The organism is Chryseobacterium endalhagicum, assembly GCF_016745235.1.
GTDB classification, from domain to species: domain Bacteria; phylum Bacteroidota; class Bacteroidia; order Flavobacteriales; family Weeksellaceae; genus Chryseobacterium; species Chryseobacterium endalhagicum.
The window spans coordinates 2,027,631-2,052,239 of sequence record NZ_JAELVM010000001.1 but is presented as its reverse complement, the minus strand read 5'-3'; the positions used below and the strand labels follow the sequence as shown (position 1 = coordinate 2,052,239).

The 24,609-nt window shown below is 37.6% G+C and carries 25 protein-coding genes; 17 read left to right on the top strand and 8 right to left on the bottom strand.

Annotated features, from left to right (window positions below):
- Nucleotides 1-63 precede the first annotated feature (63 nt).
- The 4 genes from JET18_RS09025 to JET18_RS09010 all read left to right on the top strand — a co-directional run bounded on the left by JET18_RS09025 (nucleotide 64) and on the right by JET18_RS09010 (nucleotide 4,041).
- A complete protein-coding gene (locus tag JET18_RS09025) occupies nucleotides 64-387 on the top strand; it encodes a monooxygenase (protein WP_202090273.1) in 324 nt (107 codons plus the stop codon).
- Between the two features lie 119 nt (nucleotides 388-506).
- On the top strand, nucleotides 507-1,418 hold the full coding sequence (locus JET18_RS09020; protein WP_202090762.1) for a ClpXP adapter SpxH family protein: 912 nt from the start codon (nucleotides 507-509) through the stop codon (nucleotides 1,416-1,418).
- A gap of 255 nt (nucleotides 1,419-1,673) precedes the next feature.
- Nucleotides 1,674-2,456, top strand: a complete 783-nt coding sequence (locus tag JET18_RS09015; RefSeq protein ID WP_202090272.1) for a T9SS-dependent choice-of-anchor J family protein — start codon at nucleotides 1,674-1,676, stop codon at nucleotides 2,454-2,456.
- 262 nt (nucleotides 2,457-2,718) lie between these two features.
- Complete coding sequence (locus JET18_RS09010) at nucleotides 2,719-4,041, top strand: hypothetical protein (protein ID WP_202090271.1); 1,323 nt, start codon at nucleotides 2,719-2,721, stop codon at nucleotides 4,039-4,041.
- A gap of 113 nt (nucleotides 4,042-4,154) precedes the next feature.
- Here the strand turns inward: JET18_RS09010 and JET18_RS09005 are convergent, their stop codons facing one another.
- Nucleotides 4,155-7,220, bottom strand: coding sequence for a M60 family metallopeptidase (locus JET18_RS09005; RefSeq protein WP_202090270.1), 3,066 nt, complete (start codon nucleotides 7,218-7,220; stop codon nucleotides 4,155-4,157).
- A gap of 470 nt (nucleotides 7,221-7,690) precedes the next feature.
- Between JET18_RS09005 and JET18_RS21990 the strand changes: the two genes are divergently transcribed.
- Together JET18_RS21990 and JET18_RS09000 are read left to right on the top strand one after the other, a co-directional pair.
- The gene (locus tag JET18_RS21990) at nucleotides 7,691-7,825 is read left to right on the top strand and encodes a bacteriocin-like protein (protein ID WP_449507490.1); all 135 of its coding nucleotides are present in this window, start codon (nucleotides 7,691-7,693) and stop codon (nucleotides 7,823-7,825) included.
- A gap of 216 nt (nucleotides 7,826-8,041) precedes the next feature.
- A complete protein-coding gene (locus JET18_RS09000; RefSeq protein ID WP_202090269.1) occupies nucleotides 8,042-8,911 on the top strand; it encodes a DMT family transporter in 870 nt (289 codons plus the stop codon).
- 83 nt (nucleotides 8,912-8,994) lie between these two features.
- Here the strand turns inward: JET18_RS09000 and JET18_RS08995 are convergent, their stop codons facing one another.
- Nucleotides 8,995-9,210 (bottom strand): SymE family type I addiction module toxin, encoded by a 216-nt coding sequence (locus JET18_RS08995; RefSeq protein ID WP_202090268.1) that lies wholly within the window; start codon nucleotides 9,208-9,210, stop codon nucleotides 8,995-8,997.
- A gap of 150 nt (nucleotides 9,211-9,360) precedes the next feature.
- Between JET18_RS08995 and JET18_RS08990 the strand changes: the two genes are divergently transcribed.
- The 7 genes from JET18_RS08990 to JET18_RS08960 all read left to right on the top strand — a co-directional run bounded on the left by JET18_RS08990 (nucleotide 9,361) and on the right by JET18_RS08960 (nucleotide 13,188).
- Nucleotides 9,361-9,777, top strand: a complete 417-nt coding sequence (locus JET18_RS08990; protein WP_202090267.1) for a helix-turn-helix transcriptional regulator — start codon at nucleotides 9,361-9,363, stop codon at nucleotides 9,775-9,777.
- 83 nt (nucleotides 9,778-9,860) lie between these two features.
- Nucleotides 9,861-10,427 (top strand): hypothetical protein, encoded by a 567-nt coding sequence (locus JET18_RS08985; RefSeq protein WP_202090266.1) that lies wholly within the window; start codon nucleotides 9,861-9,863, stop codon nucleotides 10,425-10,427.
- 162 nt (nucleotides 10,428-10,589) lie between these two features.
- Nucleotides 10,590-10,922 (top strand): ArsR/SmtB family transcription factor, encoded by a 333-nt coding sequence (locus JET18_RS08980; protein ID WP_202090265.1) that lies wholly within the window; start codon nucleotides 10,590-10,592, stop codon nucleotides 10,920-10,922.
- A 76-nt stretch (nucleotides 10,923-10,998) separates the two neighbouring features.
- A complete protein-coding gene (locus JET18_RS08975; protein WP_202090264.1) occupies nucleotides 10,999-11,463 on the top strand; it encodes an SRPBCC family protein in 465 nt (154 codons plus the stop codon).
- 129 nt (nucleotides 11,464-11,592) lie between these two features.
- A complete protein-coding gene (locus JET18_RS08970; protein ID WP_202090263.1) occupies nucleotides 11,593-12,171 on the top strand; it encodes a YdeI/OmpD-associated family protein in 579 nt (192 codons plus the stop codon).
- A gap of 17 nt (nucleotides 12,172-12,188) precedes the next feature.
- A complete protein-coding gene (locus JET18_RS08965; RefSeq protein ID WP_202090262.1) occupies nucleotides 12,189-12,590 on the top strand; it encodes a DoxX family protein in 402 nt (133 codons plus the stop codon).
- A gap of 40 nt (nucleotides 12,591-12,630) precedes the next feature.
- Nucleotides 12,631-13,188, top strand: a complete 558-nt coding sequence (locus JET18_RS08960; RefSeq protein ID WP_202090261.1) for a DUF4256 domain-containing protein — start codon at nucleotides 12,631-12,633, stop codon at nucleotides 13,186-13,188.
- A gap of 140 nt (nucleotides 13,189-13,328) precedes the next feature.
- Here the strand turns inward: JET18_RS08960 and JET18_RS08955 are convergent, their stop codons facing one another.
- Nucleotides 13,329-13,955, bottom strand: a complete 627-nt coding sequence (locus tag JET18_RS08955) for a DUF1062 domain-containing protein (RefSeq protein WP_202090260.1) — start codon at nucleotides 13,953-13,955, stop codon at nucleotides 13,329-13,331.
- 489 nt (nucleotides 13,956-14,444) lie between these two features.
- Here JET18_RS08955 and JET18_RS08950 point away from each other — a divergent pair, with 489 nt between their 5' ends.
- Together JET18_RS08950 and JET18_RS08945 are read left to right on the top strand one after the other, a co-directional pair.
- Nucleotides 14,445-14,945: a hypothetical protein gene (locus tag JET18_RS08950; protein WP_202090259.1), complete on the top strand. Its 501-nt coding sequence runs from the start codon at nucleotides 14,445-14,447 to the stop codon at nucleotides 14,943-14,945.
- Nucleotides 14,946-15,147: 202 nt separating this feature from the next.
- Nucleotides 15,148-15,471, top strand: coding sequence for a hypothetical protein (locus JET18_RS08945; RefSeq protein ID WP_202090258.1), 324 nt, complete (start codon nucleotides 15,148-15,150; stop codon nucleotides 15,469-15,471).
- A gap of 50 nt (nucleotides 15,472-15,521) precedes the next feature.
- Here JET18_RS08945 and JET18_RS08940 read toward each other — a convergent pair whose 3' ends face one another.
- Complete coding sequence (locus JET18_RS08940; RefSeq protein ID WP_202090257.1) at nucleotides 15,522-18,299, bottom strand: polysaccharide lyase family 8 super-sandwich domain-containing protein; 2,778 nt, start codon at nucleotides 18,297-18,299, stop codon at nucleotides 15,522-15,524.
- Nucleotides 18,300-18,387: 88 nt separating this feature from the next.
- The gene (locus JET18_RS08935; RefSeq protein WP_202090256.1) at nucleotides 18,388-19,419 is read right to left on the bottom strand and encodes a threonine aldolase family protein; all 1,032 of its coding nucleotides are present in this window, start codon (nucleotides 19,417-19,419) and stop codon (nucleotides 18,388-18,390) included.
- Nucleotides 19,420-19,504: 85 nt separating this feature from the next.
- Here JET18_RS08935 and JET18_RS08930 point away from each other — a divergent pair, with 85 nt between their 5' ends.
- On the top strand, nucleotides 19,505-20,158 hold the full coding sequence (locus tag JET18_RS08930) for a metal-dependent transcriptional regulator (protein ID WP_202090255.1): 654 nt from the start codon (nucleotides 19,505-19,507) through the stop codon (nucleotides 20,156-20,158).
- Between the two features lie 179 nt (nucleotides 20,159-20,337).
- On the opposite strand, the gene JET18_RS08925 is transcribed toward JET18_RS08930, so the two are convergent.
- Genes JET18_RS08925 through JET18_RS08915 form a run of 3 tightly spaced genes read right to left on the bottom strand, consistent with a single transcriptional unit; the run spans nucleotide 20,338 to nucleotide 23,403 of the window.
- Nucleotides 20,338-21,477, bottom strand: coding sequence for a hypothetical protein (locus JET18_RS08925; protein ID WP_202090254.1), 1,140 nt, complete (start codon nucleotides 21,475-21,477; stop codon nucleotides 20,338-20,340).
- A 27-nt stretch (nucleotides 21,478-21,504) separates the two neighbouring features.
- Nucleotides 21,505-22,407, bottom strand: a complete 903-nt coding sequence (locus JET18_RS08920) for a TssN family type VI secretion system protein (protein ID WP_202090253.1) — start codon at nucleotides 22,405-22,407, stop codon at nucleotides 21,505-21,507.
- 54 nt (nucleotides 22,408-22,461) lie between these two features.
- On the bottom strand, nucleotides 22,462-23,403 hold the full coding sequence (locus tag JET18_RS08915) for a type VI secretion system baseplate subunit TssG (protein ID WP_202090252.1): 942 nt from the start codon (nucleotides 23,401-23,403) through the stop codon (nucleotides 22,462-22,464).
- A gap of 377 nt (nucleotides 23,404-23,780) precedes the next feature.
- Between JET18_RS08915 and JET18_RS08910 the strand changes: the two genes are divergently transcribed.
- Nucleotides 23,781-24,572, top strand: coding sequence for a S1/P1 nuclease (locus tag JET18_RS08910; protein ID WP_202090251.1), 792 nt, complete (start codon nucleotides 23,781-23,783; stop codon nucleotides 24,570-24,572).
- Nucleotides 24,573-24,609 lie beyond the last annotated feature (37 nt).

Genomic DNA, 24,609 nt, shown 5'->3' with positions numbered 1-24,609 from the left:
ATGTTTATAATTACGTTATATTTTCCATGAATCTTTTATGACTTAATAATTTTAGAAACACTCATGAATCAGGTAGTAATTTATATAAAATTTCCCCATCAGGGTCCTTTCGGGGATGAAATGACCATGCAGCTGGAAGATTTAGCTAAAAGCATCATCACTGAACCAGGCTTTCTATGGAAAATCTGGACGGAAGACCACGCTGAGAAACTTGCTGGCGGTATCTATCTTTTCGAAAGCCGGGAAACCGCCGAAAATTATCTCGCCAAACATACAGAAAGGCTTCAGACTTGGGGCTACACCGATATAGAAATCAAGATATTCAATATCAATGAAACTTTATCTTTAATCGATAAGGCTCCCATTGGATCATCTCTGAAAAATTAAAATTAAAATCCTTATTCCAACATAACCCTTAAACAATGATCAAAATTAAACTGCTCTCCGTAATTTCCTTGCTCTATGCACTGAACACCTGCACAGGGCAGACAACCAAAAATGATAAAATGAAACCAGATTCATCAAAAAGCAATCCTCTGATTTGTGATCCCGCAACCGGTGTATGTGAAGTAACTTCTCATTCCGGGGAACAAAAAGTAAGTGTTCATACGGAAAAACCTGTAAAAGTGATCTATTTTACCGATCCTATCTGTTCTTCATGCTGGGGAATAGAGCCTCAGCTGAGAAAACTGAAATTGGAATACGGCAACAATATAGAAATAGATTACCATATGGGAGGTCTTCTGAAGGATTGGAGCTATAACAGCGGCGGCATCAGTAAACCATCTGATGTGGCCCATCATTGGGATGAAGTGAGTGTATATTATGATATGCCTATAGATGGAGATCTTTGGCTGGAAGATCCTCTGGACTCTTCTTATCCGCCTTCTATTGCTTTTAAAGCAGCCCAGCTTCAGGACAAGGATAAGGCCGTTGAATTCTTACGCGAGTTGAGAGAAATGGTCTTTTTACAAAAGAAAAATATCGCGAAATGGGAACATATAGCCACTGCCGCCAAAAAAGCCGGACTGGATGTCAACCAGTTAAAAACCGATGCTTCCGGTAAGGCAAAAACCCTGTTTGAAGAAGATTTACAGCTGGCAAGACAGTATGGGGTAAGAGGTTTTCCTACTATCTTTTTTGCCAATGAAAACGGGAAAGAAACGGTATACGGTTCCAAGCCTTATCCGTTCTATGAAACCTCTGTTTTAAAACTGTTTCCTGAAGCTAAAAAGACCGAATACAGCAAAGACTGGAAATCATTATTCCAAAAATTCCCGACGCTTACTGCCAAAGAATTTTCTGAACTTTCCGGCATCAACAGAAAGGAAAGCGAAAATGTATTAAACGAACTGGCCAGCAAAGGAACACTGCAAAAGACAACCACTAAAAACGGAGCCATCTGGGAACTGAAGTAACAGCAGTACAGATTCAATATAAATGGAACAGGATGACTGCTCCATTTTTCATTTATACATATCATATAAACTATTCTACAGGCAAAAAAACGCATATTAAGAGAGCTTACAAAAAAGATATTTTGAACAAAAAAAAGCTGATGCAAATTATTTGATATCCATCAACTATATACAAATTAGTGACTTATAAATAAAAATTATCAATAAAAAGTAAATTATTCCTTAAAAATTCGTATTTTTTATGAAAAATAAAATATGAAACAAATTTATCGATTAGCAATTGTTTTGGGGTTATTGCCGGCATCTGTTTTCGGGCAATATACACAAAGTTTTGATTCGGCTACCATGCCGGCAGATTGGACCATCATTAACGGTGGAGATCCGGGAGGATGGGAAGCATGGGCCCCAGGTAGTTCCTCTCTTGTTGATTCACATTCCGGATCTCATTTCTTAGGGCTGCAATACGGAAGCACTGCACACGACGATTATGCGGTAAGTCCTGCAATAACAGTGACTGCAGGAGTGTCAGATAAATTGTCATTTTGGAGCAGGAATAAAGGAGCCGGACTTGCAGAAGAGTTTGATATTAAAGTATCAACCACAACTCCCACAGCGGCTGGTTTAACAAATACCCTGGCCAGCGCTTTGACGCCACCAACTACATGGACTCAATATACCTATGATCTGACCCCATATATTGGGCAAACTATATATATTGCTTTTTATTCTACAACAGAAGATGTCTGGTTTATCGGGATAGACGATTTTGTAATATCAGGCAATATGCTTGGAGTATCTGAGGCGAAACAGAAAACAGTATCTATGTATCCGAATCCGGTTATTGATGTATTAAATATTGACAGTAAAAATAAAATGTCTGAAATTAATATCTACGACATGACAGGAAAACTGCAGAAACAGGAAAAAGTAAATTCAGAAAGTGCTAAAATTAATTTAACAGAACTCAGAACCGGAAGTTATATTGTAAGGATAAAAGAAGGAAATTCAGAAAAGAGTCATAAGATTATAAAAAAATAAGTTTAATAGCAAAAGCGGTTCGGGTGAATCGCTTTTGCTTTTTTAAGCAGATATTTCAAAGGATAAGTTTCTCTTTCCCATCCATGTGTTTAATATTATTTATCTGGTTTATGAATTACAACAAAACAAGGCAAAAAGAACAGAAAATGTAAAATTTAAGACATAATTTTATTATGTATACAATACAGTTTAAAAGAAAATTAATATCCTTTCTTTTGTCATAAAAAATATAAATTCTAACTTTTGTGAAATATTTAACAATATGAAAAACAACTACCAAAAATCAAGAATTTATGAAAAAGGATCTTTACTGATCATCTTTTATCTGTTTTCATTTCTAATGCTTACTTCCTGTGAACAAAATGAACCGGAAGGGAACGGTACTTCAGGTGCTCCTGAAGCCCAAAATCTGAAAAAGCTGGGGGATATTACCCTTCAGAAAAATGTGATTATTCTGAATGAGGAATCGATATCAAACATTTCTTCCACCAATAATCATGAAATCATATTCAGCAGGTCTTCACCACAAACAGACAGTATCCATACGGGAAGCATCGTTACCGGAACGCAGTTAGACGGAGATCAGGTAAATACTATTCTTGCTAAAGTTACTTCCGTATCTAAGGTGCAGAATCAGATCTTCGTACAAACGGAAAGTGCAAAACTTGAAGAATTTATTTATAGCGGAACCATCAGTGGAACATATGATCCGGCTGAAAATACACCGATCAGTATTAATGGAAAAATGGCCAATTATATCCCTTTGAAAGGTTTCATTACTCCAAATCTGGTGAATGGTATTGAAAATCTGGAAAGAAAATCGGCAAACTCATCTCAAAAACTTATCGAATTCAACCGCTTCAATTTTGATAAAACAATTCCACTGCCTACGCAACAGGCAGGTCCGGTATCCGTAGCATCCAATGTTCATATAAAAGGAGGATTCACTCCAAAAATTGATTATAAAATTAATTTCTCTTTCGGAAGATTAACCAATTTTGAGGTCAACTTTATTTTGGACGAAATAGCCCTGCAGACGTTTGCCAACATTCAGGGAAGCCTGGGCTACACTGCCAGTATAACGGATTATCTTAATATCCCCATTGCGCCAATAGTACTGGGACCTACAGGTCTTATATTAAGTCCGACTGTTTCAGCAGGTCCTTATGTAGGAATAGCCGCTACCGGGAAAGCACAGATTAAACTGCTTGATATTACAGGAAATGCCAATATTTTGGTCGGAAGAAATCCATCCATGAATGTTTCCCTGAAAAAAGAAGATGATCTGAGAATAACCAATCTGGAAGGTAACGTTAATGCAGAGGCTGGGGTAGAAGCGAAGGGCGCTGTCGGTCTGATGTTTATTACAGTTCCTATTGCTAATTCAGGTTTAAAAGGCCGTGTGTCTGCCGTTCCTTCTGTAGGAGTCGTTCTTATCCCGGAAAGAAAAGGAGTTATTGATTTGAAAGCCAGAATCCAGGCCAATCTGTTTTATGGCTTCGGGATCAGTCCTTTCAGGTATGAAGGCACATTTCCTCTTATCCAGAAAGAATATCCGATTTATCACAAAGATTTTTATTTCTAAAATAAAATTGTTTGACTTTAATAATACAAGGATGGCATTTGTCATCCTTTCTCAAATTAAAAAGCACAGACCAAAAGATCTGTGCTTTCTATTTTAAATACATTCAAAAAATATTATTTCCTGATGATCTTTGCCGTTTTAAAGATATTTCCTTTGGCATCTTTAAGAGAAAGCAAATACGTACCAGCAGGATATTTAGGAAGATCTGCATTGATGGATTTTTCAATCGCTTCAAGATTTCCTTTCGAACTGAATAGTACTTTACCATCCATAGCGGAAATCTGTGCACTGTAATCTCCTGATGCATTTTTTAATTGAATGTGAATGGAGCCATTCTGTTCCACAGGATTAGGATAGACCACCAATTCAAAGTCTTTGTTTTCCGCTTCCGTAACTCTGAGTGATCCAGGTGGCGAAGAAGGATAAACCAAAATTTTCTGGCCGTCATAGCCTACCGCATAAACAGATGCCGCATTGGAAGGGTAGTACACTTTCGTCGTCTGATTGGTCGTGTCACCCGTACCCATAACAGATACATAAATCAGCTGATTATTGGCATTGAATGTTTCATAAGCTACTGCATTCTTCCAGACACTGTGCTGTACCGTAAGATAATTACTGCTTAAAGTAGCTCCCTGGCCTGTCTGTCCGCTTAACGGAAGCTGGTTACGGAAAGCCCCGACACTGCGGGATGAAATATAATGCATTACCGGGGAAACAGGATTCTGATAGTTCTTAGCCTGTATGGATGCAATGGTAGCATCAATCTGAGCCTGCGTAATGGTAAGCTGGCCAATACCGTAATCATCAATGGATCTGTTTATTGGCTTTAAAAATCCGGTTTTAATAAAGAATCCGGTTAAATCTTCCTGAACTGCATCGCAGGTGTTTTTCACAAAATTAAGCAGCAGCTCACCATTGGAAACTCCTGAAGCATTGAAACTTCTTGCTTTGTTGGCAACTGTACCAAACCAGTGCGCATAATCTACTCCTGTATAATTGGTTGGATAATTTAAGGAAAGAACCGGGGCATTTCGTGAAGCTCCCGCCAGCTGATAATACAGTTCAAGCTGCCAGAAAGGGACAAGTACTTTAAAGACATCCGTATTGGCATTCCCTTGTAAAGCTTCCTGATTTACGGTTGTATTCAAGATGGCTCCGTTTATTCTTCCTCCCGCGATGCTGGTCATTCCTGTTGCCGGTTCTACAGATTCTCTTTCCAGACGAGACATACCATCGTTTTGCGGATTCAAATGATAATCTACCCAGGTACTGTGCATATTATTGGTAACCTCTGTGGTTCCAATCCATTTAAGGTCCGGTCTTATCTGATTAATATGCCCGAATTCATGCGCAATTCCCCATAAAGACAATTGATTGACATCAACCAGACTCTCTTCGCCCCAATCGGAATCCATATTGATCCCTAATCCACCGGCATACCAGCCTCCGCCGTTATTACTATAGCTGAACATGCGGTTTTTCGGAACTAAATTATATTTATACAATCCCATCACCAGCCACTCATTTTTTACAATAAGGTCGTATTTTGAAATAAGTTCCGCAGGACTAAAAGGAACATAATTTTTCAGCATGCTTTTTTTATAAACCAAATGAGAATGCTGTCCCACAACGTCAATCATATGATAAGCTGAATTGGTAAGATCCGTTTGCCAGTCACCTTGCGTAGACGTCTGATAATGATAAAGCCCATTGACCTTACCGGAAACAATATTAATTTTGATATCAGGCAGTGACGTATTTGTGTTATAATAACTGATGTATCCCAAACCACTGTTGGTCAGCTGAAATACATTCAAACCATTATGAAGTTCATAATAGGAGGTCGTTCCGCCAAGAACAGTAGAAAAATCTTTCACCTGCAAGGAAATACTGGCGCCGGAAGGGATATTCTGAGCAAATAAGGCCACCTTATTTCCCTGTGCAAACACAATTCCTGTAGGATTTTCAAAACTGTCATAACCGCTTCCCACCTTTAAATTACCGGTAGTAACCGCAATAGGAGGGTAGACCTTATAATCCTGAACCCTGTATTTATTGACATAAGTTCCGTTGAACAGGCACTGTGCCAATCCTTTATAGAACGGCGATGCAATCCCATTTATATCCGCCTGAGTCACAGAAGGCTTTAAGGCTGAATAAAGAGTATTGGCAAAAATATTTGTGTAAGGATTTACAGCTCCTGAAGAGCCCGCTGTATAAAAGCCCATTTCTGCACAGCTTGCAAAATTTCCCTGGCCATTGTTTACGGTAATTCTTACATTTAAAGGAGTAATCTGGTTCGGAAAATAGACATTTACAGGAGAAGAAGAATGCTGAAAATCGAATGACATCAACGTAACAAATGTACTGTTTGCCGTAGTATTGTAACTGATACTCACACTTCCAAACCGGCCGTTGTCTCCGCTGGGTCTGGGCGTATATTTCAGATAATCAATAGGAGTGACCCCATCTAATCTGTAATTTAGCACCACCGGAAAAATGGTATTCCCATACGAAGAGTGATACAGCGTATTGACATTATTATCATAAGATTTATCAATATTTTCTCCCGACTGATAAGATGATGCGGTAGTTCCTGAAGGGATGATGGCAGCCTTCACATCGTTAGCGCCATTAATACTTAATTCTGACGTATTGATGGTACAGTCTGTACCGTCAGCAATCACAGGCTGTGTTTCAGAAAAGAATTTCATCTCTGCACAGCTTGAAAAGTTTCCCACGCCGGCATTTACCGAAATTTTAATAAGGTAAGGATTCTGGATCGCTGTTGGAAAAATAACTTCCTTATCCTGAGCATTGGCAGCCCAGATTAAATTATTGCTCACCGGGATGAAAGTAGTGGGAGCGGCCTGTGTACTGTAGGAAACACTTACATTGGTCCACATCCCGTTTGTCCCGGATTGTCTGGGCGTGTAAACCAGTTTTTTAATGCTGGTGACATTGGACGTAAAATAAAATTTAAGCTCATCCGGAATCCCGCTCTGAGACCATTTCGAATGGTAAATCGTGGTATTATCGCCGTCAAGCAACTTGGCGAATTCAGCTCCAGACTGTGCCGGCTGCAAAGATGTCCCTGAATAGACGGGAACCTGATAAAGCTGTGAAAACACATGCGATCCCCATAAAACAAAGAAATACAATAGTAGTTTTTTCATAATGATATATTTAAAGTAGTAAAATTTTAAGTCTAAGCCTTAAAGAAATTTTTTATCCCTTCCTGATCATTTTTGAAAATTATGTTCCCATAATCTTCTATTTCTAAAATTACTATATATCTTGTTGTTCAGGCTTATCTTTTTTTGCAATATCTGATACTATATTATCATTTTTCCTCAATCAGGGAAATATCTAGATGAGTAGGATAATTGAATGTCTTTTAGATTGGTTTTGAAATGTCATAATATATTCAATTTAACATAATATAAATTATAGGATAAAATTATCAAAGGAAGTATATAGCCAACTTCAAACTTTTCCAGCCCTAATCTTCAAATATCCTGTTAATCCCTGATTTTCTTAATTTCTTTATTTAATGACTTGAAAAATAATGAGTTTCATTATTAAATATAATTATTCGTCCTTATTTTTTCATTACATTTGGTAGACCAAATTAAAATTATTCGATATGAAAAATTTAAAAAAACTTTCAAACGAGGCCTTAAAAACCATTAAAGGATCTGCCTCAGTATGTTCTAAAGGCCAATATTGGTGCGGACCAACAAACAGCTGTATTCCTGAATCAAGAACCTGTTGTTTATAAAAAAATAGCCTTTTAAAGGCTATTTTTTCTTTATCTTTGTTCATCAATTCTATAAATATGAACCAAGCAAGCTGTTTGCCTCCTCCAGGATTATAATATTTTCAAATGAATTTTGAAGTGTTTTTTTTGCCGTTAAATTTTTACCGGCCTATTTGTTAATGCTTCAGATTCTTACAAAAAATATTTTCTAAAATCTTACAAACAGTTTTATTCTCAATGAAAAAATCATATTTATTATTGCATCTGGCCGTAATCCTGGCCGGCTTTACAGGCGTCTTCGGAAAACTGATTACACTTAATGAAGGACTTCTGGTCTGGTACAGACTTTTATTCTCATCCGTCATTTTATGGGCAGTTTTGAAATTGCTGAGAATCTCTTACAGCATTTCCGCCCAGGAAAAGATCCGTATAATGAAACCTGGGCTGCTCATTACGTTTCACTGGCTTTTTTTCTATGCCAGCATTAAATATTCCAATATCTCCATTGGCGTCGTTTGCTACTGCCTGACCAGTTTCTTTACCGCTGTGTTCAAACCTTTGATCGATAAAGAGAAATTTAAGGTTTCCGAACTTCTCCTCAGTACGTTTACAATCATGGGAATCAGCCTGATCTTCCATTTTGATACATCTTACCAGCTGGGGATTGTTTTAGGCGTAATTTCTTCTGCGGTTGGTGCATTGTACACCATCTATAATAACCGCTTGGTAAGGCATTTCGACACCAAAGTCATCAACTTTTACCAGATGCTTGCCGGAACTTTATGCCTTGGAGCATGTTTGCCCGTTTATCTCGTTATTTTCCCGTCAGATAGCATAGTACCTGACTTAAAAAACACCGCTTATTTGGGCATTTTAGCACTTTTTTGTACGGTTGGCCTTTACGTGATATTTGCAGAAGTTTTAAGAAAAATTCCTGCATTCACCGTGAATTTAACCTTCAATCTGGAGCCCGTTTATGCGATTATCATGGCTTTTTTATTCTTTGGCGAAAGCAAGGAAGTCGGATTTTCCTTTTATATAGGAATTTCATTGATCATTGCTTCGGTGGTTTTGCAGACTTTAATTTCGGTTAGGCGGAAAAGCTGACAATTTGTACGAAACGCGGGGAATTTTTATTCCCTGCGTTTTAATTATTCACTCTATAATTCCTTTTAAATCATAGCAAAACACTATATTTTCCTCAATACAATCTGGTTTCTGTATACCGTAACCGCTACCCTGTCTCCTGCTTCAAAGCCGCACTCCTGCACCCACTTCCCTGCGATCCTGATTTCAGGAAAAAAGACTGTCCTGTGATAAGCTCTGCCAAATGCTTTATGGAAAACCGTAAGGTTTCGGCGGGTGATTATCTTATATTTACCCCGGATACTGATCATCTTTTTCATCTTTGTTATTTTTCAGCAAATCAAGAAATAATCACAAAGATATTCCAGTTAGGAAAAGGATATTTTATTCAAAAAGATGGATAATTTAGAATATCATTTATTTTAAAAAGGAGCATTATTTTTTTGTCTTAAAGCTTTATATTTGTTATTATGACTCACACTGATATGCAAAATAAAAAAATACACCAAGGCCGAAACATCAAACGTTTCCGTGAAATGCTGGGCATCAAACAGGAAGCATTGGCTTTTGAGCTGGGCGACGACTGGAACCAGAAGAAAATCTCCCTTTTAGAGCAAAAAGAAATGGTAGAATCTGATATTCTGGCACAGGTAGCTCAGATTCTGAAAGTGCCTGTTGAGGCGATTGAGAATTTTGATGAGGAACAGGCTGTGAATGTAATTGCTAATACCTTCAACGATAATTCAGCTGTTATTAATAACAATCCGACATTTCATCCTGTTGATAAACTCATTCAACTACATGAAGAGAAGATTGCACTTTATGAAAGAATGTTAAAGGAAAAAGATGAGATGATGGAAAGGCTAGAAAAATTGCTAAACAAGTAATCATCTATATTATTCAAATAACTACAGCTTTTTTAACTTGTTCAAAATCAAAAATTTTCGAAAAATTAATAACTTATAGATTCATGAAAAAAATTACAGAAGTAGTTGGAGGGATAATAGCACTTCTATTTATTGTGGGAATTGGATATTTGCTCTACAAAATAATCATTATTGTTTTTCTAAACTTCAATAAAATTGATATAAATATTTTCGTAGCCATTATTGGTGGTACAATTACTATAACTAGCTTTTTCATAACAAGGTATTTAGAGCGAAAAAAAACTATTGAGTTAGAAATAAGGAATAAAAAAATCCCAATATATGAAGAGTTCTTCGAATTCTACTTTAGCATCATCTTTAAAAGTAATACTGATGAGGAAATAACAACAGACCAAATGGTCAAATTTTTTCAACAGTTTAATCAAAAAGCGATTATTTGGTTTCCTGATAACATATTAAAATCATATATAGAATGGAAACAAAATCTAACTAATTTTTCAAATAACCAAGGAGTAAGTTTAAGGGATATTATTCTTCATCAAGAACAATTCATGAGCCAAATCAGAAAAGATATAGGACATACTAATAAAAACTTAGCTCTTGGTGATATTTCATCTTTATATATTAATGATTTTGATACATTACAATAAATTGCTTCACAATTTTACTCTATCGAAATATTTTAAAAAATTCTTATGCATCAATAGAATATTTTTTCTTGTATAAATCTAACCTTCCAGAATAAAAAGATCTTCAAAAAAACTTGCGTAGTCAAATAACTTCATTTAAATTTGTAGTCAAATAACTACACAATGAATTTAAGAAGAGATGTATTTCAGGCTATAGCAGACCCTACCAGAAGATCTATCCTGATGCTGGTGGCCGCACAATCTATGACGGCCGGGGCCATAGCTTCGAATTTCGATACCGCAAGACCTACCGTTTCCAAGCATATTCAGATCCTTACAGAATGCGAACTCTTAAGATCTGAACAGAATGGCCGCGAAATTATCTATCACCTTAATCCCAATAAAATGAAAGAAATAGCTGATTTTATAGAACCCTTCCGGCAAATGTGGGACGATCGGTTCAATAAGCTGGAAAGTGTAATGAAAGCCTATCAGAAAAAGATAAGTAATGAGTAATGGGCAATAAGTAATATTTTACCATCTATCCTTACACTCTTCCACTCTCAAACACACAAACCCTCAAACTCAAAATATGGAACTCAAAACAAAAATCCACGCCGAAGACGGCAAACAGGAAATATTCATTACCAGAGAATTTGATCTTCCTGTAGAACTGCTTTTTAAAGCATATACAGAAGCTGAGCTTTTCGAGCAATGGATGGGCACAAAAGTGACAAAATTTGAAAATAAGCCACACGGAAGCTATCGTTTTGAAACATTAAACCCGCATGGAGACGTCGTTTTCAGTGCCAATGGAACCATCCATGACATTATCCCTGAACAAAAAATCACCAGGACTTTCCAGATGGAAAATACGCCTTTCCCCGTCCAGTTCGAATTTTTAGAGTTTGAAAAATTAACGGATACCACCAGCAAAATCACCATTCAAACCATTTATAAATCTGTAGACTTTAGAGACCAGCATCTGAAAATGCCATTTGCACAGGGAATTAATATGGCTCATAACCGTTTACAGGAGTTGTTAGGGAGCAGGTAGCAGATCATGGGTGGTAGGTCCGTGGATCACTCAAATTATTCCCAAGATCACTTAACCCGAACCCCGCAACACTCCTACTCTAATACCCTCCAACCCCTTACCCATCCACTCACTCTTAAATTTAAAAACATGAATCCAAAAGCTGATTTTTTCTTTGATAAAGCTGCTCAATGGCAGGAAGAATTTGAAAAATTAAGAACCATCCTTCTTGATACCGGACTTGAAGAGGACGTGAAATGGGGCTGTCCATGCTACACCTATCACGACAGAAATATTGTGCTCATCCACGGATTTAAAGAATATTGTGCCCTGCTCTTTTTTAAAGGTGCTTTATTAAATGACACCCACAACATTCTGATCCAGCAGACAGAAAATGTTCAGGCCGCACGCCAGATCCGTTTTACAGCTCTTAAAGAAATTGTGGATCTGGAAAAAGCGATCAAAACCTATGTTTATGAAGCCTTAGAAGTAGAAAAATCAGGTATAAAAGTTCCGATGAAAGAAACCCGGGAATTTGAAATGCCGGAAGAGTTTAAAAATAAGCTGGATGAAAGTTCAGGATTAAAAGAAGCCTTTGAAGCACTGACACCCGGAAGACAAAGGGCTTATCTCCTCCACTTTTCTTCTGCAAAACAACCCAAAACCAGGGAAGCAAGAATTGAAAAATACATCCCGCAGATCCTTACCGGAAAAGGACTGAATGATTAATATTTAAAACAAAACTCATGGAAACAAACAACAAATCACAAAAAAGAAACAAGATCATTTACTGGATCTTCACGATCTGGATGGCGCTGGGAATGTTTTCTACAGCCATTGTACAGCTGATGAAGAACAAAGACGAGCTTGCCAATTTCACCAATCTCGGGTATCCTGCGTACCTGATGATCATGATCGGAGTCTGGAAAATTCTTGGCGTTATCGCCGTATTAATTCCCAAACGCCCTCTGCTAAAAGAATGGGCCTATGCGGGATTTTTCTTCGTCATGTCGGGTGCACTGATCTCGCACATCATTATTGGGGATACTTTGGGAAGGACTCTTCCGGCTTTATTATTGCTGGTTTTAGTCCTTATTTCATGGTATTTCAGACCTGCAGACAGAAAAATACCGGTCATTAATCATTAGGAAACCAGTCACTGACAAAAACGATTAAACAAAATTTGATATGAGCAAAAAGAAATTAACCACTGAACAAAGTACAGAACTTTTAAAGGCTTTACAACTTCGTTTTGAGAAAAATATGAATCGCCATAAGGGTTTGAACTGGGAAAAGATCCAGGCAAAACTGGAAGCTGCTCCTGAAAAACTCTGGGCCCTGAACGAGATGGAAGAAACAGAAGGCGAACCCGATGTGGTAAGCTACGACAAAAAAACAGATGAATACATTTTCTTCGACTGTTCCCCCGAAAGCCCGAAACGCAGAAGCCTTTGCTACGATTACCAGGCCTGGGAATCCAGAAAAGCCAATAAACCTGAAAATAATGCCATCGACAAAGCCGCCGAAATGGGAATAGAACTGCTGACCGAAGAACAATACCGCGAGCTTCAGGAACTTGGAAAGTTTGATCTTAAAACATCAAGCTGGGTAAAAACTCCGGCTCAAATCCGGGAATTGGGAGGCGCTATTTTCTGTGACCGAAGATACAATACCGTTTTTATGTATCACAACGGAGCTGATTCTTATTATGCAGCAAGAGGATTTCGGGGAATGCTTAAGGTGTAACGGGGTTCGGATTCGCGGTGCGAGTTTCGGGGTTTCGTGATGCGGGCTTCAAATTTAAACTGTCTTTTCTGAGATTTAATGATAAATAAACCCACAAACAGAAATTTGTGGGTTTTGTGTTTAATTATTTCAAACATCGATCAATTGATTTCCTCTTTTTGAGCTAAAAACAAAGCAATCAGATCCTGCCTGTTGATCTGAACCCGGTCTCCATTTCTCACTTTATGCTTCTTCTGTAAAGGTTTTTCATTGAGAAAAACGACCTCATTTTCAACGAACTGATCTAACTGTCTCAAAGAAAGGCTCAGACATTTTCTGATAATGGCCGATATCCTGAGATTAAAATCGTAAGGACATTTTATTTTAAATGTTATCACTTCATCAGTAGAATTTATTATTTCCTTTACCGGAATCTCCTCATGTTCAATCTCATACTCAACACTGCTCAGATCTGCTTCCACATTATTTTTTCGTCTTATTTCGTGTGAAAAAGCATATTCCCATGCTGTTTCAGTATTGTTCTCCGACATTTTATTGAACAGTTCCTTACTGATAGACTCTGTCCTGATCCGGGAAAACAGGGTCATATTATACCGGCTGCTGCATTCTACACATCTGTAAATTAACCATATATCAATATTTTTCTTTTGGGCATTCAGCCTGAATTTATCACTGCATTGAAACCTGCTGCCGTCACAGTGGCTGCATTTCTTTTTCAGAAGGGGCGAGTTTTTCGCTTTTACCTCCCATTTATATTCTATACTCATTACTTATAATCGCGCTTAATATTCTTGTTGGGTTTTACCTATTATCCACGTATTACAGGATCAGATGCAGATGCCGGAATAAGATACAGCAAGCCTGAAAATTGAACATTTTAAAAGGTTCAAATAATAACCAGCCTCCTATCTCAGCTTCAAAAACTGAAATAACAGAGGGTAATACGATAAATAATAGGATTAAATGAAAACCGGTTCAGATAGAATTATCCGAACTGAAGAATGATCAGCCTGTGGTTGTAAGACTGATACTAAGCGATAATAAGTTTAAGAGTTCTTCTCAAAACGAGTTATTTACTTGGTTGTGATAAAAGTAAACATTTTTTGATTTAAACAAAGAAAATCATTCATCATATTTAAAAAAAATTCTTACATCCTTTTTAAATAATCAATATTTATAATCAATTATCTTTCATATTTAAATACAATTGCTATTTTAGTGCACTGAAATTTGAATTTAATATAACAACATTGGGTATGAAAAAATTAATCTTACTGGGTTCAGTATCGGTTTTGCTTATAAATTGCAATAAAAAAACGGAAACACCTGCTCCAAAGGTAGAAACCGACACAGCGGCTGTGACTGAACCTGTGGTAGATACATTAGGACCAAAATCATTCTGCTACATGGGAGTCACCGGTAAAGACAGTGTTTTTGCTTCCATTGATGATAATCTTGGAACCATTACCGGAAAATTGGCCTATAAAAACAATGAAAAGGACAGTTCAAAAGGCGATGTTACAGGTTATAAAGCCGGCGACACCCTTAAACTGACCTATGAATTCCAATCTGAAGGAACAAAAAGCAAAAGAGATATTTTCTTTATTCAGAAGGATAATACCTTAACGGAAGGAATTGGTGATCACAAAGAGGAAGACGGCCAGTCCAAATATGCCGATGAGAAAAAGATCAGCTACAAAGACGGACAGAAACTGGAATCTGCAGACTGTAAAGCAGTTGCCAAAGCTTTAAAATAAACGAACTCTTTATTTATCCTTGTCAAGATTTAGAATCTTGACAAGGATTATCTTAACAATGTTCAATCAATAGCTTCTTATTTTTTTAGCCTGAATTCCGGTTAAAGCAATGAAAAAACATTATTTCTCCCATATTTGAAATACTCTGCATGATTTTTGCTATTGTAATGTCTCAATTTGATACAACAATAAAATACTTATTATGCAGCATTTTCAATTTCAGCCGTTTTCAAAAAACGAATTGGTAGAAGGTTTAAAGAAGACTTTTCCTCAATATAAAATTCAGACAGGCTTCGGAGCACTTCAGGTAAGAACCAGCGGCTTCACCTTAACAGGAAACGTGAAACTCAATACCAATCCTGAAATAGGAAAACTAAGCACGGAAACATGTCTGGATTCCGCAGTTCTCTACCTTATTTTCTGTTTTCCGATCGGCATTTATATGATGATGAAAAAACAGAAAGTAAAACAGTTTGAGAATGAAGTTATTGAGGGAATTAAGAAAATCCTTTCTGAACAAAAATAATAAAAAAGGTGGCTTAGAGTTTTCTCAGCCACCTTTTTAATTTCTATGATTTATTTTTTCAAAATTTTAAAAGATTCATCACCAATATGTATAAAATAAAGACCTTCAGGTAAATTTTTAAGATTAACCGAAATTTTGTTTCCGGTAATTTTGATGCTCATTCCTTTTTCTACAAAATGTCCTGCATTATTATAAATACGGATGTTTTCCGGTAAAGTTATTTTGCTATCCGCAATAATATTAACCACATCTGTGGCAGGATTTGGATACACTTTATAAAGGTTTCGTTTTGATACTGATGGCAAGGACAATGTCTGTACTTGTTTCAGTAAAATCTGCTCTGTAAAGCCATTTTTAGTAGTAAATAAAACTTCAGTAGAACCTCCGGAAATCTGTAAGCTTACATTTGGATTTGGAAGATCAATTTCCCAGAGACCTTTCAGCCTGATGGTTACTATTTCATTTTGAGCAACCCTGTGCAGCCTGGAAGCCGTACCACTTATCTGTCCCCATGTATAGGCTTCATTATTGGCCAGCAAACCCAGATTAGGATTGGTAAGGCTCACTTTCAGTTTTTTATTGTTATTGGTTTTCTGAGTAATAACCACAGCCGGTTTGTCTGCCTTCTCCAATACATCGTAATTAAAAATAGCCGTCGCATCCCAAATCACATAATTATAAATAGATTCTGGAACATAGCTTGCTACATGCGCCTGGGTATTTTGCTGCAAAACAGAGAAATAGGCATTAAAATTATTCAGTAAATCTTCTGTGGCAGATCCTCCTTGTAACTGAATGGCATATTGATAGGATGAAGATACAGGCGCTGTTCCATGATCAATGAAAGCCATGCTGAAATCACCTGTTGTACTACCGTTATTGGCTTGGTCTGGGGAGGTTTGAGTGCTTCTTTTGATGGTTATCGGATAGCTGTTGTAGCTGCTGGAAGGTACGACATATCCATTGCCGTCTGAATCCGTAGCCCATAATCCACCTCCATTTGCACTAAAAGTATGATTATTGCCCGAAACAGGATTTCCATTAATCAAAGAAGTATTGGCTGTGTTGGGAATAAGCGTCTGAAACAAAGTGGTATGAACAGGATAGCTGCCACCCGTATCCTTAATATCAGAGCCCAGGCACAGAATTTTGCCACCATAGAAAAAGTAACTTTTAAGAGCCGTCATTCCTGTCTGGGAATTATAATCTTTATAATCCATGGCAAAAACCCCCTTCTCTTTATCCAGATTTGCATGAGCGAGAAAGTTTTTACCATTCATTTGTCTCATGATGTAACCTGCAAGAATATTATAAGGAACGTTGGCAACCGTTGTCCCTGGAACATGGCTCCAGTCCCACCCATTATATAGTTGTGCCACATCATTCGTTATGACAGAATTTCCCCGGGCAAGAATTTCCGTAGCACCGGCAGAAGTATAAGCTCCCAGCCTGTTTTCGCTCATGCTGTTTTCGAAATGCCAGACATGCTTACTGGTCCCCTTTACACTTATTTGCCAGCCATTAAATCTATGAACACTGAGACCAGCATATGGAAATCCAAAATGTCCGGAATTGATTTCAGTGAGAGGGATCAGGCCTGCTCCTGTTATATCAGCCATATTCTGCATCCCTCCAAGAGAGTGTATAAGATTAATGCTGACTGTATTTTCCTTTACCAGCCTGTTATTGGCATCTGAAGATATATTCCATAATCTTACGAATTCCCTGCCCGCATCTTCATTCCCCACAGGATCTGCAGTATATAAATAAGCAAGCGCAGGTCTTAAAATATTATAAGATGCAGTTGTAAAAGGAAAACGTCCGGCCAGAGCCCGTGGCATGGTGAAGTCTTTACTGAAGGTTCTGTAATTAATAACAGCTTTTTTCAGATTTTGCTGAGCTATGGATGATAATTCGTATGGAGAAGCTTTAAGCATCATATTTAAAATGGATGCTTGATGTAATGCATCTATTCCATAGGAATTGGAATAAGCTCCCCTGTGATGAAAGGTAATGAAATCCGGTTTTATGGCGTCTGCCCATCCGTTTGACACCAGCAGCGCATTGTTAATAAAGTTTTTCAGATGTTCCATGTTACCTGCCCGGGAAACTTCGGAATCTTCCTGGGCCAGTACATAACAAAATCTTTGCTGCAAAGATGCCCTGATCACATCACTGTTATACCCAGGATAAGTAAAGTGAAAATGAGGAAATCCGGGTGACAGAAAAGTGGTAATACCATCAAGAGCTCCCATGTGATGGCTAAATTTCCCAACAGATTTCAATTCGTCCTTCATAAGCAATATTGCGGAAGCATAAGCGGAAGACCTCAGTGCAACACCATGATGGCTTGTGATCACCTCTTCATTATCAGCTAGAATTTCATACTCAAAATTAGTAGAAGCAGAGACTCCTTTATCCTCAATATATTTGAAAATCTTTAAAATATCTTCTTTTAAAGCAGTATTGTTATAATATGGATTGGGTGAAGAAGCCGGACCTTTTATTTTATACAGGTAAACAAGACGGATGAGGGATTTTTCAGTAATATTGAAATATTCATTTTTATCCGCATCTGCTCCAAAATCCCAGAGATTTCCGGGATTTACAAAGTCATACTGCAGCAGGTTCATGGCTTGCGTACCAGCATTTTTGAAACTGGTGTACCGTAAATTCACAAAATTATTGTTATAATCTGCATTTTCTCCGACAAGCCAATTCCTGTATTTATCTGCCAATGTATTTATTGCACCATTTTGGCCGTTTACAGATATTCCGTAAATTAACAAAATCAACAATAAAAGAGTATTTTTTTTCGTCCTATTCATTTGTTTTATGTTTATCGGTAAAGATAACAAAACAAATGAAGGGATTATCAATCATATTTACTATTCAAAATAAAAAGAATTTTATTCATTATAATTCCATTTTTATAGTATAAATAAAATTATTTACCGCTTCATCTCCCGTATTCCAGGAGGTTATGAGGCGAATGGCTGAAGATTTTTCATCCATTTTCTTCCACACATAAAATTCAAACTTTTCAGACAGAATTTCAATGAGTTCATTGCTTATGATTGGAAAAATCTGGTTGGTATAGGTGTCTGACAGAAACTGTACTCCCCTCTCCTTCATTGCATTCTTGATCTTCATCGCCTGAATATTGGCATGTCTGGCCAGTTCAAAATACAGGTCATTGGTCATCAGCTCCATAAACTGGATTCCAAGAAGACGTCCTTTAGCTAATAATGCTCCTTTCTGTTTGATATTAAAGGCAAAATCGGGTTGTAAGTCTTTGTTATTAATCACAATAGCTTCTCCAATCAAAGCTCCGTTCTTTGTTCCGCCTAAGTAAAAAATATCAGTCAGTTCTGCTACTTTTTCCAGGGTCAGATCACTGATTTCAGAAGTTAAGCCATGTCCCAGCCTCGCTCCGTCCATAAACAGATACAGTCCTTTCTGACGGCAGAAATCCGAAAGTTCTTTCAGTTCATCAGCCAGATAAACCGTCCCAAGTTCTGTAGAATTTGAAATATAGACCAGTTTTGGCATCACCTGGTGCGGAACATTGCTGTGGCCTTCAAGAACAGGAATAATATCAGACGGTCTCAGTTTTCCGTCTTCTGTTTCAATACTCAAAATCTTATGGCCTGTGGCTTCAATAGCTCCCGTTTCATTGTTCAGAATATGCCCCGGTGCTGCTGATATGGCACACTGATAAGGCCTTAAAATGGATGAGATGACAATAAGATTAGCCTGGGTACCTCCGGAAACAAGATAGACTTCGGATTCCGGATTTTTAATTTTTTCTTTGATCAGTTTTTTGGCCTGCAGAGAATATTCGTCTTCACCATACCCAGCTTGCTGGTCAAGATTATATTTTACAAGTGCCTGGAGAATATTCGGGTGACATCCCTCTGAATAGTCGTTTCTAAATGAAAATTTCATACAGTAAAATTAAAAAAAGTTAAAATAACAAGAGAGGATTTTACATAATATTTTGTTAGATTTGTATTGAAAATCATCTAACATTTTGAGAACAACATTAACAGAAGAGAATTATCTGAAGGCTTTGTTTCATTTAGTTGACAATGAAGGGAAAGTGACGATCAATGAACTCAGCAAATTTTTAAATGTGAAAATGCCCAGCGTGAATAACATGATGAAGAAATTTGCAGATAAAAAATGGGTCATTTATGAAACGTATAAGCCGCTGGTCGTTACAGAAAGCGGAAAACGTGAAGCCGCTCTGGTAGTCCGCAAGCACAGGCTTACAGAGATGTTTCTTGTAAAAAAAATGAACTTTGGCTGGGAAAATGTTCATGAAATTGCAGAACAGCTTGAACATGTACATTCACAGGTATTTTTTGATAAAATGGATGAGATCCTGGATTATCCGAAATTTGATCCCCACGGAGAACCTATTCCTGATAAAGACGGCAATATTATCTCGCAGGACCTGCAGAAACTGAGTGCCTGTAAACCCGGAGAAACAGTCGTTTTTGCGTCAGTTACGCTTTCGGATGATGGTTTCCTGAGCTATTTAAATGAAAGAAAGCTGCTTCTGAATACCAAAATTAAAGTCATTAAGATTGAAGATTTTGACAAATCCATGACGATAGAAATTGGCAGCCATAAAGAAACCATCAGCAGAAAGGCTACTGAGATTATTCTGGTGAAGAAATAGTGGTTCTGGTGGCTTCGGGGAGCCTCCCACAATTTCAATTAAGGCTTTTGAAAAATATAAAGAAAAGAAACAAAGATACTGTGTACAGCATTTATGGTGGCTGAGGCTCCCGAAGCCACCAGCACATAAAAAATCCCGGACTTTTTCAAGCCCGGGATTTATATTTTAAACTGCTCTTATTAATCTAAAACGCTCCAACCTCTCTTCGGATTGGTGTTTGAAGAAACTTCCTGTTCGTTGACAATGATGTTTTCTTTTCTCTGACCAATATAATCAAGCTCGCTTAATTTGGAGAAAATAATTTCCAGGCTGCGAAGCATCTGCTGGATGTACAATAACGGTTCCCCGCAATTGTGGTGGTCGTAATTGGTTTCTGCTACAATAGAAAGCTGGTTCAGTAAAGTATGAGGGGCAATTTCGCTCCACTCCAAGCTGTAATTCAGCATTTCCTCAAGTTCGGCTGGTACCAGAAGCTGGGTGGAATTGTAAAGATGAAGGGCCAGTCTCGCAAAAGACTCAATTAAAAATACTGGCGGCTGCCACGGGATGATATTTCTGAACTGGAAATACATATCTCCGAATGTATTCACCATTGTGGTACACAGAAATTTCACGTTTTGTGCCAGGGCCGTATTCTGGTTCTTATGCGAAGCTTTCTGAATGATCTTGAATGCGTACTGCTGAAGGTTTCCTATGGATTTTGCATAGTTGTTATAATAATCAATCAAAACCGGGTGGCTCTGAATGGAAGTACACGGCGGAATAAAATTAGAATCTACCTGGGCAATATTGGCTTTCAGATCTACTTTTCCGATGATCAGATAGTTTCCTCCTGAATAGCTGCTGTTCAGTGAAGTCACAGGCAGTAATTCGATGTGATGATTAGGCTGTGCATTCGGGTGACGCGGCGGAATTTCTTCAGGGTCAATATCTCCGAAAGGTACCTTATCAAAAGGGTTTACAGAGATCAGAATATAATAATCGCCGTCTGCCTGCTCTTCGTTCATAGATTTTGCAAGAGACTTTACACTGACTCTCCTGTCGCTCAAATCGATACGGTAACCTGCCATAGTAATAGCGCTGCATCTTTTGATAACAAGCTGTACATCATTCGTAGCGGTATTATGAACATCAAAAATGGTTTTGTCCGTAAACTCATTGGAAATAGGCAGAAGTCCGTAATTATATGTGTTGATTCCCAATGAACTGGAATCTCTGATGGTATCAATTAAAAAATTATCCTGATCATTAAGGTGTCTCTGGGAAACTTTCATCCCATCTACCCAATTGATTGCAAAATGTTTTATAGGCTGTATCATAGTTAATACTTTTTAAATTTTCTGTGATTATGATTTGTTCAATACTCCTTCTTCCGCATGCTGGATCACTCTTTTGCAGATCACTACCTCGTTTTCTGAGATACCGTTCGTAGAGATATCCTGATCGAAATCAATATACTTTCTGAAACTGAAAAATGATTTTTTGGTGTAAAAAATCCAGTAATAAGGCTCTTTATCTATATCTGAAAGATTAATAATAGAGCTAGGGTTTTTATGGTTATAGTCATCCACTACTCTGTAGAACCAGTCTCCGAAAGTTACTCCGGTCGGCAGTGTTTTAGCTTTAATTCTGAATCTGTTTGAATCTTCAAGGTTTTTACTCAGTTCTACATTCAGTACCATTAATCTGTCGAAATCTGCCCCTTCAAAATCCGGCAGTTTCTGATCCGGAGAATATCTCCATGTTTTATAGATATCAAAAGGAATGCTGATAAACTGAACATAGCAGTAATAAAATACCATAGGAACCAGGAAGATCACCACACTGGTAGCCGCCATTACCGGATATCCCAGCCCTTTGCTTATCCAGCTGAAGATCAGGGTAAACAAAAAGCCTCCGAAAGCAATACACGTTAATGACAATAAAGATTCAAATAAAATACTCATTCCCAAAGAATCAATATGCTTTCTGAAATATCTGTGCAGTAAATTCACATGGATAATACCGAAAATAAGATAAAATACCTGAGCAATAAGATACCAGTACGGATTAAAAAGATTTCCGGCAAAACCAAAAATCCCGGGCAGAGCCAGACACAAGCTGCACAAAAGGAAGTAGATAATAACCACTTTCATTTTGATGGCAGGTTTGTTTTTTCTGATCAGCCCCAGAACAAACATCATGATTATCGCAATTAAAGGCATTAAAATATACCTTAAAAAAATACCTTTTACTGAAGAAATTTCCATTAGTTTTTTTTCAATTTTATACTAGGTTGGTCGTTGTAAATATAACAAATTATTTTAGAGGAATGTAGAATATCCGAGACGGCTGGCATTTCTGTCATCATCTTCCAGACTGAATGAATACTCCTGTTTCTCCGTAACAAAGTTTTCCTCCACATCTACCGTTACCGGAAGAAAATAATCATACAAAGCCTGCAGAACATTTCTGAACGGGCTTCCGGGAATATATTTTTTCATTTCCGTATAAGGAATCGGGCCGATATTCACTACCCAGTTCCGCTGGCCGTCCATATGTCTTCCACTCGGAATATAAGTCACCCCCAATTTTGAATTCCCAAGTAACATGGAATCGTCATTTCTTTCGATTCTGTCTATAATATTCGGGGCAAAAGTGATTTCCACCGGTACCTGCAGAAAAGCGGTCATGCATCTTTCAAACCATCTTTTGTCTCCTCTGATCTGATGGAAAAAAGGCAGAATATAGATGAAAATATAGGCGCTCTGTTCATCAAGCATTTTGATCATGGGCCAGAGTTCGCTCACCGTTTCCAGCAGCGTGTCTGTACTGCTTGAAATATCGAATTCGGATTCTTTAAGCAGTGAACTGATTTCTGTAAAAAAGATTTCCAGTTCAAAAGGACGGAAAAACTTACGGGCATCGTCTTCTACCCTTTTCTGTTTGCGGATCTCGCGGACTACCGTGTCTACATTCTTTCTGGACGCTCCTAAAGACGGCGGATGAAAAAGACCTTCCGGAAGATAGTCATAAATGCCTTCCCTGTAAGTTTCTATGGTAAAAACTTCCTCGTCAAATCCCAGATAGCTGCTCGAAATGCTTTTGATATCCTTCAGATAAGCACGGTCGTTGATCCCGATCCTTTCTATAAATATATTGCTTACTGCACGCTGATACTTTAAAAGATTAACGGCCACGGCTTCGGCCTTGAAGTCGGTCTGCAGCTTATTGTAATACATGTCTACAATATTATTCTCATACATAGTGTTTCCTGTGATTTTGACTTGTAAAGATAATATATCTCGTAAGTTTGAAAAAATAATTTGGCTATAATTTTCCCTTAAAAATACTAATTTATTGACATTAAAAGGAATAATCTGTGATAAATTCCGTAAAAATACGGTAATACGGCTTTTGAGTTGAATTCTATGCCCGGACAGGCAAGTTGAAGTTTAGAGCTGTTATATAAGCATTTAGCATCCATACTGTAATTTATTTTCAGATTCCATAGGATTTTATACTATGCTGTGCTTTATTTAGATTAAATTTTATTAACACTTTCCGGTCAAGAAAATGATGATTATTGATACAGGTTCCGAAACCGGGCCGTATCTTTGCAGCTTATAAAATGTTATTTATAATGAAAAGTATTTATTCTAAAATTCTGATTTTAGCATTCATCTCATCTTCACTTTATTCTTATGCATGGGGATTAACGGGGCACAGAGTAATTGCAGAGATCGCAGAAAACCATTTGTCGGGAAAAGCAAGAAGAGGAATCAAAAAAATAATGGGTCAGGAACGTCTTGCCTATTGGGCCAACTGGCCGGATTTCATCAAGTCCGACACTACAGGAGTCTGGAAGCAGGCTTCATCTTGGCACTATGTAAACATCGATCCACAAACAGATCTTAAAGCTTTTGACCAAAACCTGAAAATGCAGGCGGGACCAAGCCTTTATACCCAGGTGAACACATTATCCAGCCAGATCAAAGACGAAAAAACATCTGAAAAGGATAGAAAAATTGCTTTGATCTTCCTTATTCATATTATGGGAGACCTGGCACAGCCGCTTCACGTAGGAAGAGCTGAAGATCTTGGAGGAAACAAAATCAATGTGACGTATTTCGGAGACAAAACCAATCTTCACTCCGTATGGGACGGGAAACTGGTAGATTCACAGAAGTACAGCTACACGGAATATGCTACCCTTTTAGATATCAAATCCAAGGACGAAGTAGCACAGATCCAGGCCGGAACTCTTGAAGACTGGCTGTATGATTCTCATAAAATCGCGAATAAGATCTATGCACAGACTCCGGACGGATCAAAATTATCTTACGATTACCAGTATAAATTCAATGAAACCCTTGAAAGACAACTTCTTTACGGAGGTTTGAGACTGGCGAAACTATTGAATGACTTGTTTTAAGAGTTGCTGGTTCAAAATAAAATCATAAAAAGAATTT

Coding starts and splice junctions, on each gene's coding strand:
- JET18_RS08950 (WP_202090259.1), top strand. CDS start 14,445: ATGAAAAAATTAATCTTACTGGGTTCAGTATCGGTTTTGCTTATAAAT.
- JET18_RS08975 (WP_202090264.1), top strand. CDS start 10,999: ATGGAACTCAAAACAAAAATCCACGCCGAAGACGGCAAACAGGAAATA.
- JET18_RS21990 (WP_449507490.1), top strand. CDS start 7,691: ATGAAAAATTTAAAAAAACTTTCAAACGAGGCCTTAAAAACCATTAAA.
- JET18_RS09005 (WP_202090270.1), bottom strand. CDS start 7,220: ATGAAAAAACTACTATTGTATTTCTTTGTTTTATGGGGATCGCATGTG.
- JET18_RS09015 (WP_202090272.1), top strand. CDS start 1,674: ATGAAACAAATTTATCGATTAGCAATTGTTTTGGGGTTATTGCCGGCA.
- JET18_RS08925 (WP_202090254.1), bottom strand. CDS start 21,477: ATGATACAGCCTATAAAACATTTTGCAATCAATTGGGTAGATGGGATG.
- JET18_RS08985 (WP_202090266.1), top strand. CDS start 9,861: ATGAAAAAAATTACAGAAGTAGTTGGAGGGATAATAGCACTTCTATTT.
- JET18_RS09000 (WP_202090269.1), top strand. CDS start 8,042: ATGAAAAAATCATATTTATTATTGCATCTGGCCGTAATCCTGGCCGGC.
- JET18_RS08910 (WP_202090251.1), top strand. CDS start 23,781: ATGAAAAGTATTTATTCTAAAATTCTGATTTTAGCATTCATCTCATCT.
- JET18_RS08940 (WP_202090257.1), bottom strand. CDS start 18,299: ATGAATAGGACGAAAAAAAATACTCTTTTATTGTTGATTTTGTTAATT.
- JET18_RS09010 (WP_202090271.1), top strand. CDS start 2,719: ATGAAAAACAACTACCAAAAATCAAGAATTTATGAAAAAGGATCTTTA.
- JET18_RS08920 (WP_202090253.1), bottom strand. CDS start 22,407: ATGGAAATTTCTTCAGTAAAAGGTATTTTTTTAAGGTATATTTTAATG.
- JET18_RS08915 (WP_202090252.1), bottom strand. CDS start 23,403: ATGTATGAGAATAATATTGTAGACATGTATTACAATAAGCTGCAGACC.
- JET18_RS08945 (WP_202090258.1), top strand. CDS start 15,148: ATGCAGCATTTTCAATTTCAGCCGTTTTCAAAAAACGAATTGGTAGAA.
- JET18_RS08955 (WP_202090260.1), bottom strand. CDS start 13,955: ATGAGTATAGAATATAAATGGGAGGTAAAAGCGAAAAACTCGCCCCTT.
- JET18_RS08990 (WP_202090267.1), top strand. CDS start 9,361: ATGACTCACACTGATATGCAAAATAAAAAAATACACCAAGGCCGAAAC.
- JET18_RS08970 (WP_202090263.1), top strand. CDS start 11,593: ATGAATCCAAAAGCTGATTTTTTCTTTGATAAAGCTGCTCAATGGCAG.
- JET18_RS09020 (WP_202090762.1), top strand. CDS start 507: ATGAAACCAGATTCATCAAAAAGCAATCCTCTGATTTGTGATCCCGCA.
- JET18_RS08960 (WP_202090261.1), top strand. CDS start 12,631: ATGAGCAAAAAGAAATTAACCACTGAACAAAGTACAGAACTTTTAAAG.
- JET18_RS09025 (WP_202090273.1), top strand. CDS start 64: ATGAATCAGGTAGTAATTTATATAAAATTTCCCCATCAGGGTCCTTTC.
- JET18_RS08965 (WP_202090262.1), top strand. CDS start 12,189: ATGGAAACAAACAACAAATCACAAAAAAGAAACAAGATCATTTACTGG.
- JET18_RS08980 (WP_202090265.1), top strand. CDS start 10,590: ATGAATTTAAGAAGAGATGTATTTCAGGCTATAGCAGACCCTACCAGA.
- JET18_RS08995 (WP_202090268.1), bottom strand. CDS start 9,210: ATGAAAAAGATGATCAGTATCCGGGGTAAATATAAGATAATCACCCGC.
- JET18_RS08935 (WP_202090256.1), bottom strand. CDS start 19,419: ATGAAATTTTCATTTAGAAACGACTATTCAGAGGGATGTCACCCGAAT.